General features: G+C 72.1%; 13 protein-coding genes. All 13 read left to right on the plus strand.

Annotated elements, in window-relative coordinates; all coding sequences use genetic code 11:
- Nucleotides 1-244 precede the first annotated feature (244 nt).
- The 13 genes from ftsZ to dnaE all read left to right on the plus strand — a co-directional run bounded on the left by ftsZ (nt 245) and on the right by dnaE (nt 15,501).
- On the plus strand, nt 245-1,372 hold the full coding sequence (ftsZ, locus tag ACMCNK_RS32065) for a cell division protein FtsZ (protein ID WP_412740068.1): 1,128 nt from the start codon (nt 245-247) through the stop codon (nt 1,370-1,372).
- An 8-nt stretch (nt 1,373-1,380) separates the two neighbouring features.
- Nucleotides 1,381-2,109, plus strand: a complete 729-nt coding sequence (locus ACMCNK_RS32070) for a YggS family pyridoxal phosphate-dependent enzyme (RefSeq protein ID WP_412740069.1) — start codon at nt 1,381-1,383, stop codon at nt 2,107-2,109.
- A gap of 264 nt (nt 2,110-2,373) precedes the next feature.
- On the plus strand, nt 2,374-3,087 hold the full coding sequence (locus ACMCNK_RS32075) for a cell division protein SepF (protein ID WP_412740070.1): 714 nt from the start codon (nt 2,374-2,376) through the stop codon (nt 3,085-3,087).
- Between the two features lie 24 nt (nt 3,088-3,111).
- On the plus strand, nt 3,112-3,420 hold the full coding sequence (locus ACMCNK_RS32080; protein ID WP_412740071.1) for a YggT family protein: 309 nt from the start codon (nt 3,112-3,114) through the stop codon (nt 3,418-3,420).
- A 43-nt stretch (nt 3,421-3,463) separates the two neighbouring features.
- Nucleotides 3,464-4,282 (plus strand): DivIVA domain-containing protein, encoded by an 819-nt coding sequence (locus tag ACMCNK_RS32085; RefSeq protein WP_412740072.1) that lies wholly within the window; start codon nt 3,464-3,466, stop codon nt 4,280-4,282.
- 51 nt (nt 4,283-4,333) lie between these two features.
- Complete coding sequence (locus tag ACMCNK_RS32090) at nt 4,334-5,623, plus strand: hypothetical protein (protein ID WP_412741096.1); 1,290 nt, start codon at nt 4,334-4,336, stop codon at nt 5,621-5,623.
- Nucleotides 5,624-5,702: 79 nt separating this feature from the next.
- Nucleotides 5,703-6,035, plus strand: coding sequence for a DUF167 domain-containing protein (locus tag ACMCNK_RS32095; protein ID WP_412740073.1), 333 nt, complete (start codon nt 5,703-5,705; stop codon nt 6,033-6,035).
- Nucleotides 6,032-7,534, plus strand: a complete 1,503-nt coding sequence (locus ACMCNK_RS32100; RefSeq protein ID WP_412740074.1) for a potassium/proton antiporter — start codon at nt 6,032-6,034, stop codon at nt 7,532-7,534. The genes ACMCNK_RS32095 and ACMCNK_RS32100 overlap by 4 nt, the downstream gene beginning before the upstream one ends.
- Before the next feature lie 313 nt (nt 7,535-7,847).
- Nucleotides 7,848-8,270, plus strand: coding sequence for a TraR/DksA family transcriptional regulator (locus ACMCNK_RS32105; RefSeq protein ID WP_412740075.1), 423 nt, complete (start codon nt 7,848-7,850; stop codon nt 8,268-8,270).
- Nucleotides 8,243-8,869 (plus strand): signal peptidase II, encoded by a 627-nt coding sequence (lspA, locus tag ACMCNK_RS32110; RefSeq protein ID WP_412741053.1) that lies wholly within the window; start codon nt 8,243-8,245, stop codon nt 8,867-8,869. Before ACMCNK_RS32105 ends, lspA begins: the two co-directional genes overlap by 28 nt.
- 65 nt (nt 8,870-8,934) lie before the next feature.
- Entirely contained in the window at nt 8,935-9,819 is an 885-nt protein-coding gene (locus ACMCNK_RS32115) for an RluA family pseudouridine synthase (protein ID WP_412741054.1), read from the plus strand.
- A 430-nt stretch (nt 9,820-10,249) separates the two neighbouring features.
- Nucleotides 10,250-11,881 carry an AAA family ATPase gene (locus ACMCNK_RS32120; protein WP_412740076.1) on the plus strand — a complete coding sequence of 544 codons (1,632 nt, stop codon included), beginning with the start codon at nt 10,250-10,252 and terminating at the stop codon, nt 11,879-11,881.
- An 86-nt stretch (nt 11,882-11,967) separates the two neighbouring features.
- Nucleotides 11,968-15,501, plus strand: a complete 3,534-nt coding sequence (dnaE, locus tag ACMCNK_RS32125) for a DNA polymerase III subunit alpha (RefSeq protein WP_412740077.1) — start codon at nt 11,968-11,970, stop codon at nt 15,499-15,501.
- Nucleotides 15,502-15,509: the final 8 nt, after the last annotated feature.

The raw sequence follows: 15,509 nt of genomic DNA on the forward strand, positions 1-15,509 counted from the left end.
TCCGGGGTTACGGGTGAGTCGGATACTCATCACGCACGGAGGGGCCGACACGCCGGGGCGGTCCTTGGTTCGGGACTGGCGTCCGAATACCTTGCGTCGAGAGGTCGAGAGGTTGACATAACCATAAGCCTCTAGTAGAGGGTGAGGGTTTCCTCGCCCTCCCTTGTACGGAGCGGACACGAGGCGGTCTGGCCGACCGCGGGGCCTTCGTGTCCGCCAACCCTGGAAGGGAAGGCTGAGCCCGATGACACCTCCACACAACTACCTTGCGGTCATCAAGGTCGTCGGCATCGGCGGCGGCGGCGTCAACGCCGTGAACCGCATGATCGAGGTCGGGCTCAAGGGCGTCGAGTTCATCGCGATCAACACGGACGCCCAGGCGCTGCTCATGAGCGACGCCGACGTCAAGCTCGACGTCGGGCGGGAGCTGACCCGCGGGCTCGGCGCGGGGGCCCAGCCCGAGGTCGGCAAGAACGCCGCCGAGGACCACCGCGACGAGATCGAGGAGGTGCTCAAGGGCGCCGACATGGTGTTCGTGACCTGCGGCGAGGGCGGCGGCACCGGCACCGGCGGCGCGCCGGTGGTGGCGAACATCGCCCGCAAGCTCGGCGCACTCACCATCGGCGTGGTCACCCGGCCGTTCTCGTTCGAGGGCAAGCGCCGCCAGGTGCAGGCCGAGTCGGGCATCGACGAGCTGCGCAACCAGTGCGACACGCTCATCGTCATCCCCAACGACCGGCTGCTCGCGCTCGGCGACCGCGGAATCAGCATGATGGACGCGTTCCGCCAGGCCGACCAGGTGCTGCTCTCCGGTGTCCAGGGGATCACCGACCTGATCACCACGCCGGGTCTGATCAATCTGGACTTCGCCGACGTCAAGAGCGTCATGAGCGGCGCGGGCAGCGCGCTGATGGGCATCGGCAGCGCGCGCGGCGACAACCGCGCGGTCGAGGCCGCGGAGAAGGCCATCTCCAGCCCGCTGCTGGAGCAGAGCATGGACGGGGCCCGCGGCGTCCTGCTCTCCATCGCGGGCGGGTCCGACCTGGGCCTGTTCGAGATCAACGACGCGGCCCAGCTCGTCACGGACGCGGCCCACCCGGACGCCAACATCATCTTCGGTGCGGTCATCGACGATGCGCTCGGCGACGAGGTGCGGGTCACGGTCATCGCGGCGGGCTTCGACGGGGGTACGCCCTCGTACAAGCCGGCCGAGCCGGCCCGCAAGGCGCAGCCGGCCGCCACCCCGCCCGCGGCCGCCCCGGCGTCTGCCGCGCCGGTGAACACCGCACCGCAGGCTGCCACGACCCCGCCGCCGCGGCGGGTCCTGTTCGACGACGTGGACGTCCCGGACTTCCTCAAGAACGGGTCCTGAGGGGCGGCGTGACCGCCGCCGACCGTCGCGCCGAGCTCGCCGGCGCCCGGCAGGCCGTACTGGAGCGGATCGCCCGCGCCTGCACGGCGGCCGGGCGTGACCCCGCCGAGGTGACCCTGGTCGCCGTCACCAAGACGTACCCCGCATCGGACGTGCTGCTGCTGGCGGAACTGGGGATCACCGACGTCGGGGAGAACCGGGACCAGGAGGCCGCCCCCAAGGCCGCCGCGCTCGCCGCGGCCGGGGCGCACGTGCGCTGGCACTTCGTCGGCCAGCTGCAGCGCAACAAGGCCCGCTCGGTCGCCCGGTACGCCGACGTGGTCGAGTCCGTCGACTCGATCCGGCTGGCCGCCGCCCTGGACCGGGCGGCGGCGGACACCCGGACCGCACCGGTCGACGTGCTGGTGCAGATCAGTGTCGACGGTGACCCGGCTCGCGGCGGCGCCGTCGACGAAGCCGACGATCCGGACCACGACCTGTGGCGGGTCGCCGGCGCGGTGGCCGCCGCCGACAGCCTGCGCCTGGCGGGCGTGATGGCGGTGGCGCCCCGCGACTGGGAACCGGACCGGGCCTTCGCGACGCTGGCGGCGCTGTCGGCCCGGCTGGCCGAGCGCTATCCGGGCGCCACTGTGGTCTCCGCGGGCATGAGCGGGGACCTGGAGGCGGCCGTCCGGCACGGTGCGACACACGTCCGGATCGGTAGTTCTTTGCTCGGGATGCGCAACACGCTGCGGTAGCCTTGCGGCGGGCAGCAAACTACATACGTGTTGTTTCGCGCGACGTGCCTCCAGGATGGCCGCGGCGCCCGACGGCACAGCGTCACGACGGGGCCCGATGACGGCCCCGGGTAAGCGGGGCGCGGCACGCCGAGGGGGAGCGGGCCGTACCACGGACGGAGGTTTTGGGGGCATGGGCACGAGGTTCAGCGCCGTACGGGACGAGGTGGGGGGCATGCGCGAGTGCAGCGAGGGCCGCGAGCGCATGCGAGAGGTGGGGACAGCATGAGCGCGTTGCGGAAGGCCGGCGTCTGGCTCGGCCTCGTCGAGGAGGACGACGAGCGCTACGACGACCGCGGTTACCGCGAGAGCGGTTACCGCGACCGTGACCGGGATCGCGACCGGGATCGCGACCGGGACCGGGAGCGCGACTCCGGGTACCGGTACGCGGACGAGTTCGCCGACGATGACGACGAGGTCGACGAGGCTCCCGCGCTGCCGCGGGCCCGCAGCTTCGAGCGGGTCCGGCCGAGCGAGCGGGTGTCGCGCATGGACCTCGACCGCGAGGAGAGCCGCGCCGAGCGGGCCAGCGTGCGCTCGATCACCCGGCCGTCGTCGTCCGCGAGTGAGGCCACCGGCGCGCTGAGCTACCAGACCCGCGACAACCTCGCCCTCGCCCCGCAGGCCCAGCCGCACCAGCGCCCGCCGGAGGAGGAGCAGCGGTACCAGATCACGACGCTGCACCCGACGACGTACCGGGAGGCCCGCACGATCGGGGAGCACTTCCGGGACGGGGTTCCGGTCATCATCAACCTCACCGAGATGGATGAGGGGGATGCGCGCCGGCTGGTCGACTTCGCCGCCGGTCTCGCCTTCGGGCTTCGCGGTACGATCGAGCGCGTGACCAACCGGGTTTTCCTGCTCTCACCGGCGAATGTCCAGGTCACCGCGGAGGACAAGGCCAAGATCGCTGAGGGCGGCTTCTTCAACCAGAGTTGAACCCTAACGAGGGATCCGCCGGACGTGCTGTCGATCGTGTTCCAAGTCCTGTACCTGTTGGTCTACGTCTTCTTCCTGGCGCTGCTGGCGAGGTTTGTCCTGGGTGCGGTCCTGCAGTACGGCCGCCGGTGGCAGCCGCGTCGGGGGGCCTCCGCGGCACTGGAGTTGGTGTGGAGCGTCACTGATCCACCCTTGAGGGCGTTGAGGCGTGTGATCCCACCGCTGCGAATTGGTACCGTGAGCTTGGACCTGGCGTCCCTGGTCCTGCTGGTTATCCTGTTCGTGCTTATGGAATTCGTGTTAGCGCGCCTGATCACTGTGTTCAGCGTGTGACAGGGCGTGCCCCACGCGGCCGCGACTGACCCGAGGAGTTTCGATGCCGCTGACCCCGGCCGACGTGCACAACGTCGCCTTCAAAAAGCCCCCGATCGGCAAACGGGGGTATGACGAGGAGGAGGTCGACGCCTTCCTGGACGAGGTCGAGCGCGAACTCGCCCGTCTCATCGAGGAGAACAACGAGCTGCGCGCGCAGGTCGAGCGTGGTGGCCGGGGTGGCGCGCCAGCCGTCTCGGGTGCCGACCCCCGGCTGGCGGCGGAGCTCAACGACATGAAGGCCCAGCTCGACCGGGTCCAGCGGGACAAGGCTGCCGCCGAGCAGGCGGCGCGGCAGATGCAGGCCGAGCTCGAGCAGGTCCGCGCCCAGGGCGGCGTCGGCGCCGGTCCCACCCCTCCCGGCGGCGACGGCGAGCAGCAGGCGCTGCGGGTGCTCATGATGGCCCAGCGCACCGCGGACGACCACGTCGCGGACGCTCGCCGCGAGGCCGACAAGCTGCTCTCCGACGCCCGTTCCAAGGCGGAGGAGGTCACCCGCGAGGCTCGCGCCAAGGCCGACGCCCTCGAGCGGGACGCGCGCCAGCGCCACCAGGAAGCCATGGGCGGCCTGGACGCCAAGCGCTCCGCGCTGCAGAAGCACATCGAGGAGCTCAAGCAGTTCGAGCGCGAGTACCGCACCCGGCTCAAGGCTTACCTGGAGAGCCAGCTGCGTGACCTCGACGGCCGCGGCCAGGGCCTGGAGGCCGAGATGGCGCGCGCCGACGCGAACCGCTCCGTGGGCGGCTCGGGTGGTCTCGCCGCGGCGGGCCTGGCCGGCTCGTACGGCGGTGGCCGCGCCAACTCCATCGAGACCGGCCGCTGACCCTCAAACCTTCAGGAATCGTGACGGACCGACTGCGGCGGGGATGAGCCCATGATCGTTGCCAGTCTGCTGCTCATCCTCGTCGCGGTGACGCTGCTTGTGTTCGGCGTCGCCGGCGGGTCGAGCATGCTGCTCATCAGCTCCATCGTGGCCAGCCTGCTGGCCGCGGTCGCGCTGGTCGTGGGCGCCCGCCGGGCATCCGCCCGCCGGGCCGCCGCCCGCGACGTCGGCGGGGCCCTCGGGCCCGCGGCCACCCGCACCAGCGGGCGTGACCGCGACGCGGCGGGCGGCGCACCGCACGCCGAATCCGCCGCGTTCACCGAGCGGGCCACGCCGGCCGCAGCCACCGCCGTCTACGCGGGCGAGACCGCCCGCTCGGGCGCCGCTGCCGCCACGGGCTTCGCGGACGAGCCGGGCGGCACGCGTACCGCCGTCTTCGATGACGAGCCCAGCCTCACCGACGACCCCGGTGACCCGGGCCTGCGGGGCTCCACGGTCTTCCCGGAGGAGTCCGACGCCCCGGAGTATCCGGACGAGACCGGCGCCCTGGAATACGGCGATGACACCGGCTCCGCTGCGGCGATGGAGTTCGGGCCGGACGCCCCGGCACTCGACGCGGGGGATGCGGGCCTCCTGGCCGAACCCGGCGCGTTCGACGCCACCGACGATCACCCTCTGGGTGCCAGGGTGGACGACGACCCCGGCAGCGGATACGACGCGCCGCTGGTACCGGAGGTCGGCGACGACCGCGACCAGCACCGGGACCACGCCGACTACGACCACGCCTCCTCGGTCATCGACGCGGCCCGCAGCCAGGAGGAGGACGAGTCCTGGCGGCGCGACCCGGGCGACTCCGCGGCCCGTGCTGACGACGAGTCCTGGGCAAGCGATCCGGGCGACTCCGCGGCCGGCTCCGGCCTGGGCCTGCTCGACCAGCTCGACGTGTCGGGCCGGCCTGGTCCGTCGGGCCAGCCTGACCTGTCCGGCCACGCCGACCTGCTGGGCCACGATTCGGTGAGCGGGACCGCCCCGGCAGGCTTCACCGCGGGACCGTCGTTCGACGAGCCGGTGGAGGAGTTCGGCCGGCCCGACCCCGACGACCCCGCCGACGAGCCACTGCCGCAGGCCGAGCGAGCCGCGGACGCCGTGCGCATCGCGCGGATGGACGCCGAGGTGCTGGTCGTCGACGGCCGGCCGCGCTACCACGTGTCGGACTGTCCGCACCTGGTCGGGCGGCTCACCGAGCCGTTGCCGGTGTCCGAGGCGGTCGAGCTGGGCTTCACCCCGTGCGGCCTGTGCCGCCCGGTCGACCGCCTGCTCGCGGCGGCCGCCCGAGGCTGACCCCGACCGCTCCGGCGATGACGGCAGGCGGAGTGCCGCCCCCGAGCACCGGCCACGCCGAAGATCGGGACAATGAGGCATGGCCAACCGGCGTACGCCCGCACCCGGCGACCGAGAGCTCTCCGTCCCGGTCCGGGTGCGCCCCGGCGCGGGCCGGACCCACGTCGGGGGCCGGTACGACGGCCCGCACGGCGCCGCCCTGATCATCGCGGTGGGCGCTCCGGCGGTGGACGGCAAGGCCACCGAGGCGGTACGCCGCGCGCTCGCCGACGCCCTCGGCGTACGGGCGGCGGCCGTGACGCTGCGGATCGGGGCCACCAGCCGGGACAAGGTCTTCGTGGTCGCCGCCGACGCTGCCGACCTCGCCGCGCGGCTGAGCGCGCTGCGCGACGGCGTCGCCGGGCCGGTGTGACCGGTCACCTGGACGCCGCCCTGCTGATCGGGGCTGCCGTCCTGCTGGTCGCCGTGGCGGCGGTACGCCTGTCCACCCGCGTCGGTCTGCCCAGCCTCCTCGTCTACCTGCTCATCGGGATCCTGCTCGGCGAGGCGGGCCTCGGCATCCGGTTCGACGACGCGGAGCTCACCCGTACGCTCGGCTTCTGCGCTCTGATCGTGATCATCGCGGAGGGCGGGCTGACCGCCCGCTGGAGCACTCTGCGCCCGGTGCTGGGCCTGTCCGCCACGTTGGCCACGGTCGGCGTGGCGGTCAGCATCGTGGTCGTCGGGGTGGTCGTGCACCTGCTGCTCGGCCTCGACTGGCGTCTCGCCCTGCTGTACGGGGCGGTGCTGTCCTCGACGGACGCTGCCGCCGTGTTCGCCACGTTGCGCCGCCTGCGGCTGCCGCCGCGGCTGGTGGCCACGCTGGAGGCCGAGTCCGGCATGAACGACGCGCCGGTGGTGCTGCTCGTGGTGCTGCTGGCCAGCCCCGCCGCGGCGTCCCCCTGGTGGCACGAGCTGGTGCTGCTCGTCTACGAACTCGCCGTGGGCGCGGCGATCGGCCTGTTCGTCGGCGCCGCCGGGCGCTGGCTGCTGCGCCGGGCGGCGTTGCCCTCGGCCGGGTTGTACCCGATCGCCGCCGTGGGGCTGACCGTGCTCGCGTACGCGGCGGGCGCGGTCGCGCACGCCTCCGGTTTCCTCGCCGTGTACGTGGCCGGGGTCGTGCTGGGCAACGCCCGGCTGCCGCACCGCCGGGCCATCCTCGGCTTCGCCGACGGGCTGGCCTGGGTGGCGCAGATCGGCCTGTTCGTCCTGCTGGGCCTGCTGGTGTCGCCGAGCCGCCTGCCGGGTGCCCTGGTGGCGGCGCTGGTCGTCGGCGGGGCGCTGGTGCTGCTGGCGCGCCCGCTGTCGGTCGCCGTCTCCGCCCTGCTGGTCCGCGGCGCGCCGGGGTGGCGGGGGCAGGCGTTCCTGTCCTGGGCGGGGTTGCGTGGTGCGGTGCCGATCGTGCTTGCCACCATCCCGCTGTCGATCGGCACCCCGGGCGCCGAGAAGCTGTTCGACGCGGTGTTCGTCCTCGTGATCATCTTCACGCTGGTGCAGGCCGGGACGATCGCGCCGGTCGCCCGCCGGCTCGGGATCACCGCACCCGCCGAGGCGGCGGAGGTGCAGGTGGAGTCCGCGCCGCTGGAGAACATGCACGCGGACCTGCTGCAGATCGGCGTGGCACCAGGATCCCGGCTGGCGGGGGTGCACATCGACGAGTTGCGACTGCCCGTCGGGGCGGTGGTGACGCTCGTCGTCCGCGAGGGGGCCGGATTCGTCCCCGCCCCGGACACCCGGCTGCGCACGGGGGACACCCTGCTGATCGTGGCGACGGCCGACGTCCGCGACACGGCCGAACGGCGGCTGCGGGCGGTCAGCCGGCGCGGACGGCTCGCCCGCTGGTTCGGCGAGGAGGGCCGGGAGGTGCCCTGAGCGCGGCGTGTCGGTTGTCCGACCAATCGTCCGGGTATTTTTCGCCCCGGTTCGGGGTATCCCGGCCGGTGCGCCAGGTTGTCGCGGACCTGCACGTTCCGTATCCTTGCGAGCCTCCGGTGTGCGCGGCGGTTTCGTGCACGCCGTTTGTGCACGTGAGGGATCATGGCGGCGGCCTGCCCACAGGCCGCGCCGGCCGGGCGCGCGGGGGCGCGACCGGCCCGAAAGGGGACGGGTGGGCACGGGCGGGGACACCGCCCGCCACTGGTCCCGCAACCGCCGATGCCGCGCTCGTCGCGGCGAGGGAGCGACGATGGCCAAGGCAACCGACACCAGGCCCGCCTCGACCGCCAAGGCCGGGACGAGGCGGTCGCGCAGCGCCGCGGAGACCGAGAAGATCCGCGTGGCGCTCACCGAGCGCCGCGACGAGCTTCAGGGCGAGTACGACCAGACCCTCACCGAGATCGCGGAGCTCCAGCGTGAACGGCTGACCGACTCCGCCGGCGACGACCAGGCGGACACCGGGACGAAGACGTTCGAGCGCGAGCAGGAGATCACGCTCGCGAACAACCTGCTGGAGCGGATCAACCAGGTGGAACGCGCCATCGACCGGCTCGGCGAGGGCAACTACGGTTGGTGCGAGCGGTGTGGCAACGCCATCCCGGTGGAGCGGCTTGCGGCGTTCCCGTCCGCGACCCTGTGCGTGTCCTGCAAGCAACTGGAGGAACGACGCTGAACGCCGACGAGGCAGCGGGCGGTACCGCCGTGACCGCGTCCGGGCCGGATTCGTCGCCGGGCCCCGCACCGCGGGCCGTGGCGTTGCTGGCGGGTACCGCCTTGCTGGCCGTCGCGGCGGACCAGATCGTCAAGGAGCTGTCCGTCCAGCACCTCGACCCGGCCGAGCCGGTGCGCATCCTGGGCGGGCTGATCTACCTGTCGCTGCTGCGCAACAGCGGGGCCGCGTTCAGCCTGGGCAGCGGCCACACCTGGGTGTTCCCGGTGATCACGCTCGCGGTGATCGGGTGGATCGCCTGGATGACCCGGCGGCTGCGGTCGATTCCCTGGGCGGTCAGCCTGGGGCTGGTGCTCGGCGGGGCCCTGGGCAACCTGGGCGACCGGCTGTTCCGCGCCCCCGGCCCGTTCCAGGGCCACGTGGTCGACATGATCAGCGCGTTCGCGCCGTACGGTGAGAAGTTCGCTGTTTTCAACGTCGCCGACAGTTGCCTCACGATCGGTGTCTGCCTGGCCATCGTGCTGGAACTGACCGGCCGCCAGCGTGACGGCAGCCGAACCCGGCGGACACCCGACCAAGGATCTGAAGGGGCGCGCCCGTGACCGCACCCGGGCTGCGTCCCGCGGGGGACCGGCGTTCCCTTCCCGTGCCCGACGGCCTCGACGGCATGCGCCTGGACCAGGCGGTGTCCCGCCTGTTCGGGCTGTCCCGGACGGCTGCCGCCGCGCTGGTGGAGGCCGGGGACGCCCTGGTCGACGGCATTCCCCGGCCCAAGAGCGACAAGGTGAGCGCCGGGGCGTGGCTGGAGGTCACCCTGCCCGCGCCCGCGAGCGCGCCGGTCGTGGTGGCCGAGCCGGTGCACGGCATGCGGGTGGTGTACGACGACGACGACATCGTGGTGGTCGACAAGCCGGTCGGGGTGGCCGCACACCCCAGCCCGGGCTGGACCGGGCCGACCGTGATCGGCGGGCTGGCCGCGATGGGCCAGCGCGTCGCGACCAGTGGCGCCGCCGAGCGGCAGGGCGTCGTGCACCGCCTCGACGTCGGCACCACGGGACTGATGGTGGTCGCCAAGAGCGAGCACGCGTACAGCGTGCTGAAGCGGGCGTTCAAGGACCGCGAGGTCGACAAGCGGTACCACGCGGTCGTGCAGGGTCACCTGGACCCGTTGCGCGGCACGATCGACGCACCGATCGACCGGCACCCCAGCGCCGACTACCGGTTCGCGGTGATGTCCGGCGGCAAGCCCAGCGTCACCCACTACGACACCGTGGAGGCGTTCCGCGCGGCGAGCCTGGTGGACGTGAAGCTGGAGACCGGCCGCACCCACCAGATCCGGGTGCATTTCGCGGCACTGCGGCACCCGTGCGTGGGCGACCTGACGTACGGGGCGGACCCCACCCTGTCGGCCCGGCTGCGGCTGGACCGGCAGTGGCTGCACGCCCGCGAGCTGGCCTTCCTGCACCCGCGTACGCAGGACGAGGTGCGCTTCGTCGCCGAGTACCCGCAGGACCTGGCGTACGCGCTGGACGTGCTGCGCGACGGGAACTGACCGAGGGCCCCGCGTGGGTCCGGGCGGTTGCCCCGCCGACCGGTGCGCCGTTACCCTCGTCGTCCGGGCCCGGTGTGACTTCCACCTCACCTGCTGATCCCGGCGGGGGGTCCGGACCGTGCCTCCGGGTATCGGAGAAGAAGCAACACCGCGCCACCGGCCCCCGGCGGGGCCGGCCGCCGATGTGCCGTCTGCGTCGGCGGGAGCATCCCGCGGCCCGTCCAGCCGTTAGACCCACGTCGGCGCCCCAGCCGGGGGTGCCGGTCGGTCACGGACGGGTGTGCATGCATCAACGATGTGCCGCCGGTGGATCAAGGCCAACCGGCGGAAGGCATTGGGGAGTGGCCCGAATAGGGTTGGCCTCCGTAGCCTGTCTAGGGCGGTGTCGCCCGTCCGGGGACATCGCGAGTCGGCGCAGGGAGGACGAGCCGTGGATGGGACCGAGACCGGCTGGGGCCGGCCTGCGGAACCAGCCCCGCGATGGCGGGCGCTGCTCGATCGTGCGCGCCACGGGTCCCGGACGGCCGACGACACCGAGGGCGCCGACCACGACGAGTCCGCCGAGGCGTACCGGCCGGCGCCGGGCACCCATCCGATGCCGAGCCGTCCGGTGAGCCCGCCGGAGCGACGCCCGTTCAATCCGCTCGACCCCCGGCACCAGGCCGACCAGCGTCCGCCGGAGCAGCCCCGGCCCGCGTCCGAGCCGCGCCCGGTGAACCCGTTCGATCGCCGCCCGGTCAATCCGCTCGACCGGCGCGTCGGGCGGACCGCGGACCCGCGCCCGGTGAGCCCGGCCGAGCCGCGCCCGGTGAACCCGTTGGACTCCCGGCGGCAGTCGCGCCTGGCCGACGGCTTCGGTGGCCGCGCCGACGGCGGCGGGAGCCGGTCCGACGATCTCAGTGGCCGCTTCGACGGCTTCGCCACTCGCGCCGACGGCCTTGCGCCACGCGCCGAAGGCTATGCCGGCCGGGCCGAGGCGGAGCAGCAGCACAGCTTCTTCAACCCGGCCACGCGTGCGGTGCCACCACCGATCGCCCGGGTGCTCCCGGAGAACGGGTACCCGGCGGCGCGCGCGGCCGCGGCCGTCGGCCCGGCGTCCGTGCTTCCCCCGCCCGCCCCGGTCGCACCCCGGCCCGCGCCGCCGGTCGTGCCGGCCCCCGCTCCGCCGGCCCCCGTGCTGCCCGCCCCGGCCCCGGCCGCGCCGACCTCGCCCGCCGGGGCCCGCATCGAGTGGCGCCAGGCGCGTCCCGACGAGGACCTCGAACGGGCCGTCGCGGTGATGCGCCGCAAGCTGGGCACCCCCCGGGTGCTGGCGTTCGCCAACCCGAAGGGCGGGGTGCACAAGACGACCGCCACGGTGCTCGCCGCGGCGACCATCGGCAGCGTCCGCGGCCGCGGCGTGCTGGCCTGGGACGACAACGAGCTGCGCGGCACGCTGGGCCTGCGCGCCGGCAGCGCCCGGCACGCACGGACGATCCGGCACCTGATCGCCGACCTGCTGACGATCGAGAACATGCACGGCGAGGAGCTGCTCAGCGAGCTCGACGACTACCTGCGGCACGCCTCCGACGGCTCGTACGACGTGCTGGCGGGGGAGGAGAACCCGCGGTTCGCGCAGCGGCTCGACCAGCACACGGTGCGGCGGGTGATGGACCTGCTGCGGCGCACCCACGACGTGATCTGTGTGGACACCGGCAACAACGTGGAGAGCGTCAACTGGCAGACCGTGATGAAGGCGGCGGACCAGCTGGTGATCACCACGGTGCCGCGCGAGGACGCCGCGTTCACGGCCGACTGGATGCTGGACCTGCTCGACGACACCGGCATGGGCGACATCGTGGCCAACGCCGTGACGCTCATCTCCTGCCCGTCGCCGGGCAAGCTGCCCTTGCTGGACGACCTCACCAAGCACTTCGCGACCCGGACCAGGGCGGTCGCCGTGGTGCCGTACGACCCGGCCCTGGAGGTAGGCTCGTCGATCGAGTACGGCGACCTGCAGCCGGAGACCCGGGCGGCATGGCTGCGCGCCGCCGCGGTGATGATCGAACCGTTCGCGCAATGACCCGGGTGTCCCCCGTGCCGGATGTCGGGGGTCGGGGCTAGGCTTCCCGTCGTCGGTTGTCGGCCGGGCGAAAAGGGGGCTGCCGGGTGTCTGACTCGTTCGTGCACCTGCATGTGCACACCGAGTATTCGATGCTCGACGGAGCCGCCCGGCTCAAGGATCTGTTCGCCGAGGCCAATCGCCTCGGCATGCCGGCCGTGGCGATCACCGACCACGGCAACATGCACGGGGCGTACGACTTCTACAAGCAGGCCACCGCGGCCGGGGTCACCCCGATCATCGGCGTCGAGGCGTACGTGGCGCCCGAGTCCCGCTTCCACAAGCAGCGGGTCAAGTGGGGCCGGCCGGAGCAGAAGAGCGACGACATCTCCGGTAACGGCGCGATCACCCACATGACGATGTGGGCGCGCAACGACGTGGGCCTGAAGAACCTGTTCAAGCTCAACTCGCGCGCCTCGATGGAGGGCCACTACGTCAAGTGGCCGCGGATGGACCTGGAGCTCATCGGCGAGCACGCCGAGGGCATCATGGCCACCACCGGCTGCCCGTCCGGCGCGGTGCAGACGCGGCTGCGGCTGGGACAGTTCGACGAGGCGCTGCGGACCGCCGCGGCGTACCAGGAAGTGTTCGGCAAGGAGCACTTCTACCTGGAGCTGATGGACCACGGCCTGGACATCGAGCGCCGGGTCCGCGACGGCCTGCTGGAGATCGGCCGCAAGCTGGACATCCCGCCCCTGGTGACCAACGACTCGCACTACACCCACGAGGCCCAGGCCGAGGCGCACGACGTGCTGCTGTGCGTGCAGACCGGCAGCAACGTCGCCGACCCCAACCGGTTCCGCTTCGACGGCGCGGGCTACTTCGTCAAGAACGCCGACCAGATGCGCGCGGTGGACTCGTCCGAGGCGTGGCAGGTGGGCTGCCGCAACACCCTGCTGGTGGCGGAGAAGGTCGACACCACCGGCATGTTCACCTTCAAGAACCTGATGCCCCGCTTCCCGGTGCCCGACGGGGAGACCGAGGAGAGCTGGTTCCGCAAGGTGGCGTTCGAGGGCCTGGCCCGCCGCTTCCCGGGCGGCATCCCGGAGACCCACATCAAGCAGGCCGAGTACGAGCTCGGCGTCATCATCCAGATGGGCTTCCCGTCGTACTTCCTCGTGGTGGCCGACTTCATCCAGTGGTCGAAGCAGCAGGGCATCGCGGTGGGCCCGGGCCGGGGCTCGGCCGCCGGCTCCCTGGTCGCGTACGCGATGGGGATCACGGACCTGGACCCGCTGCCGCACGGACTGATCTTCGAGCGGTTCCTCAACCCCGAGCGCGTCTCGATGCCGGATGTCGACATCGACTTCGACGAGCGTCGGCGCGGCGAGGTCATCCGATATGTGACCGAGCGCTGGGGCGACGACAAGGTCGCGCAGATCGCCACGTTCGGCACGATCAAGGCCAAGGCCGCGATCAAGGACTCGGCCCGCGTCCTCGGCTATCCGTACGCGGTGGGTGACCGGATCACCAAGGCGATGCCGCCCGCCGTGATGGGCAAGGACATCCCGCTGACCGGCATCTTCGACCCGGAGCACAAGCGGTACTCCGAGGCCGGTGAGATCCGCACGCTGTACGAGACCGACCCGGACGTCAAGAAGGTCATCGACACCGCCCGCGGCATCGAGGGCCTGATCCGGCAGACCGGCGTGCACGCGGCCGGGGTCATCATGAGCGCCGAGCCGATCATCGAGCACATCCCGCTGATGCGCCGCGACGCGGACGGCGCGATCATCACGCAGTTCGACTACCCGACCTGCGAGACGCTCGGTCTGCTCAAGATGGACTTCCTGGGCCTGCGCAACCTGACGATCATCGACGACGCGGTCCGCAACATCGAGCTCAACCACGGCACCAAACTGGACCTGCTGGCGCTGAAACTGGACGACAAGGCGACGTACGAGCTGCTGGCCCGCGGTGACACGCTCGGGGTGTTCCAGCTCGACGGCGGCCCGATGCGTTCGCTGCTGCGGCTGATGAAGCCGGACAACTTCGAGGACATCTCCGCGGTCCTCGCGCTGTACCGGCCCGGCCCGATGGGCGCGAATTCGCACACCAACTACGCGCTGCGCAAGAACAACCAGCAGGAGATCACCCCGATCCACCCGGAGCTGGAGGAGCCGCTCAAGGAGATCCTGGGTCCCACGTACGGCCTGATCGTCTACCAGGAGCAGGTGCAGCGCGCCGCGCAGATCCTGGCGGGGTACTCGCTGGGCAAGGCCGACCTGCTGCGCCGCGCCATGGGCAAGAAGAAGAAAGAGGTCCTCGACAAGGAGTTCATCCCGTTCCGCGACGGCATGCTGGAACGCGGTTACTCCAAGGAGGCCATCCAGGCGATCTGGGACATCCTCGTCCCGTTCGCCGACTACGCGTTCAACAAGGCACACACCGCCGGCTACGGCCTGGTGTCGTACTGGACCGGCTATCTGAAGGCGAACTACCCGGCCGAGTACATGGCCGGGCTGCTGACCAGCGTCGGCGACGACAAGGACAAGATGGCGATGTACCTGGCCGAGTGCCGGCGCATGGGCATCCAGGTCCTCCCACCGGACGTCAACCAGTCCGCGGGCCCGTTCACCCCGGTCGGCACCGACATCCGCTTCGGCCTGGCCGCGGTCCGCAACGTGGGCCATAACGTGGTCGAGGCGATCGCCCGCTGCCGCAAGGACAAAGGCGACTACACCGACTTCTACGACTTCCTGTCCAAGGTGGACGCGGTCGCCTGCAACAAGAAGACCGTGGAATCGCTGATCAAGGCCGGGGCATTCGACTCGATGGGCCACACCCGCAAGGGCCTGCTGGCGGTCCATGCGGAGGCGATCGATGCGCACGCCGACGTCAAGCGCAACGAGGCGGCGGGGCAGTTCGACCTGTTCGGGGCGTTCGGCGACGAGAGCGGGGCAGGTTCGGCCACGGTCGCGATGCCGGTGATCGGCGACGCCGAGTGGGACAAACGCGACAAGCTTGCCTTCGAGCGGGAAATGCTCGGCCTGTACGTCTCCGACCACCCGCTCGCCGGGCTGGAGCAGATCCTGGCGAACGCCGCGGACACCACGATCGCCGCCCTCAACGAGGAGGGCTCGATCCCCGACGGCCAGGTCGTCACGCTCGCGGGCATCCTCACCGGCGTCCAGCGCCGGATCACCAAGCAGGGCCGCGCGTGGGCCTCCGCCACCCTGGAGGACCTCGCGGGCGGCGTGGAGACCCTGTTCTTCCCGAACACCTACGAGGTGATCGGCCAGTACATCGCCGAGGACGCGATCGTCGTCGTCAAGGGCCGGGTGGACCGGCGCGACGACACCCCGCGGATCATGGCGATGGACATGTCGATGCCGGACGTGTCCCATTCCGCCGACACCAAGCCGATCACCCTGACCATGCCGATCACCCGGTGCACCCCGCCGCTGGTCGACCAGCTCAAGGAGATCCTGGTCAGCCATCCCGGCGACGCCGAGGTGCACGTCCACCTGCAGAACGGCAGCCGCACCACGGTGATGCGGCTGGGCGGCGTCCGGGTGGCCCCCACCACGGCGCTGCGGGCCGACCTCAAGACCATCCTCGGCCCGGCCAGCGTGAGCTGACCGGCGTG

The sequence above is a fragment of the Krasilnikovia sp. MM14-A1259 genome (assembly GCF_047159535.1).
GTDB lineage: Bacteria > Actinomycetota > Actinomycetes > Mycobacteriales > Micromonosporaceae > Actinoplanes.

Coding starts and splice junctions, on each gene's coding strand:
- ftsZ (WP_412740068.1), top strand. CDS start 245: ATGACACCTCCACACAACTACCTTGCGGTCATCAAGGTCGTCGGCATC.
- ACMCNK_RS32075 (WP_412740070.1), top strand. CDS start 2,374: ATGAGCGCGTTGCGGAAGGCCGGCGTCTGGCTCGGCCTCGTCGAGGAG.
- ACMCNK_RS32085 (WP_412740072.1), top strand. CDS start 3,464: ATGCCGCTGACCCCGGCCGACGTGCACAACGTCGCCTTCAAAAAGCCC.
- ACMCNK_RS32090 (WP_412741096.1), top strand. CDS start 4,334: ATGATCGTTGCCAGTCTGCTGCTCATCCTCGTCGCGGTGACGCTGCTT.
- ACMCNK_RS32095 (WP_412740073.1), top strand. CDS start 5,703: ATGGCCAACCGGCGTACGCCCGCACCCGGCGACCGAGAGCTCTCCGTC.
- ACMCNK_RS32105 (WP_412740075.1), top strand. CDS start 7,848: ATGGCCAAGGCAACCGACACCAGGCCCGCCTCGACCGCCAAGGCCGGG.
- ACMCNK_RS32115 (WP_412741054.1), top strand. CDS start 8,935: ATGCGCCTGGACCAGGCGGTGTCCCGCCTGTTCGGGCTGTCCCGGACG.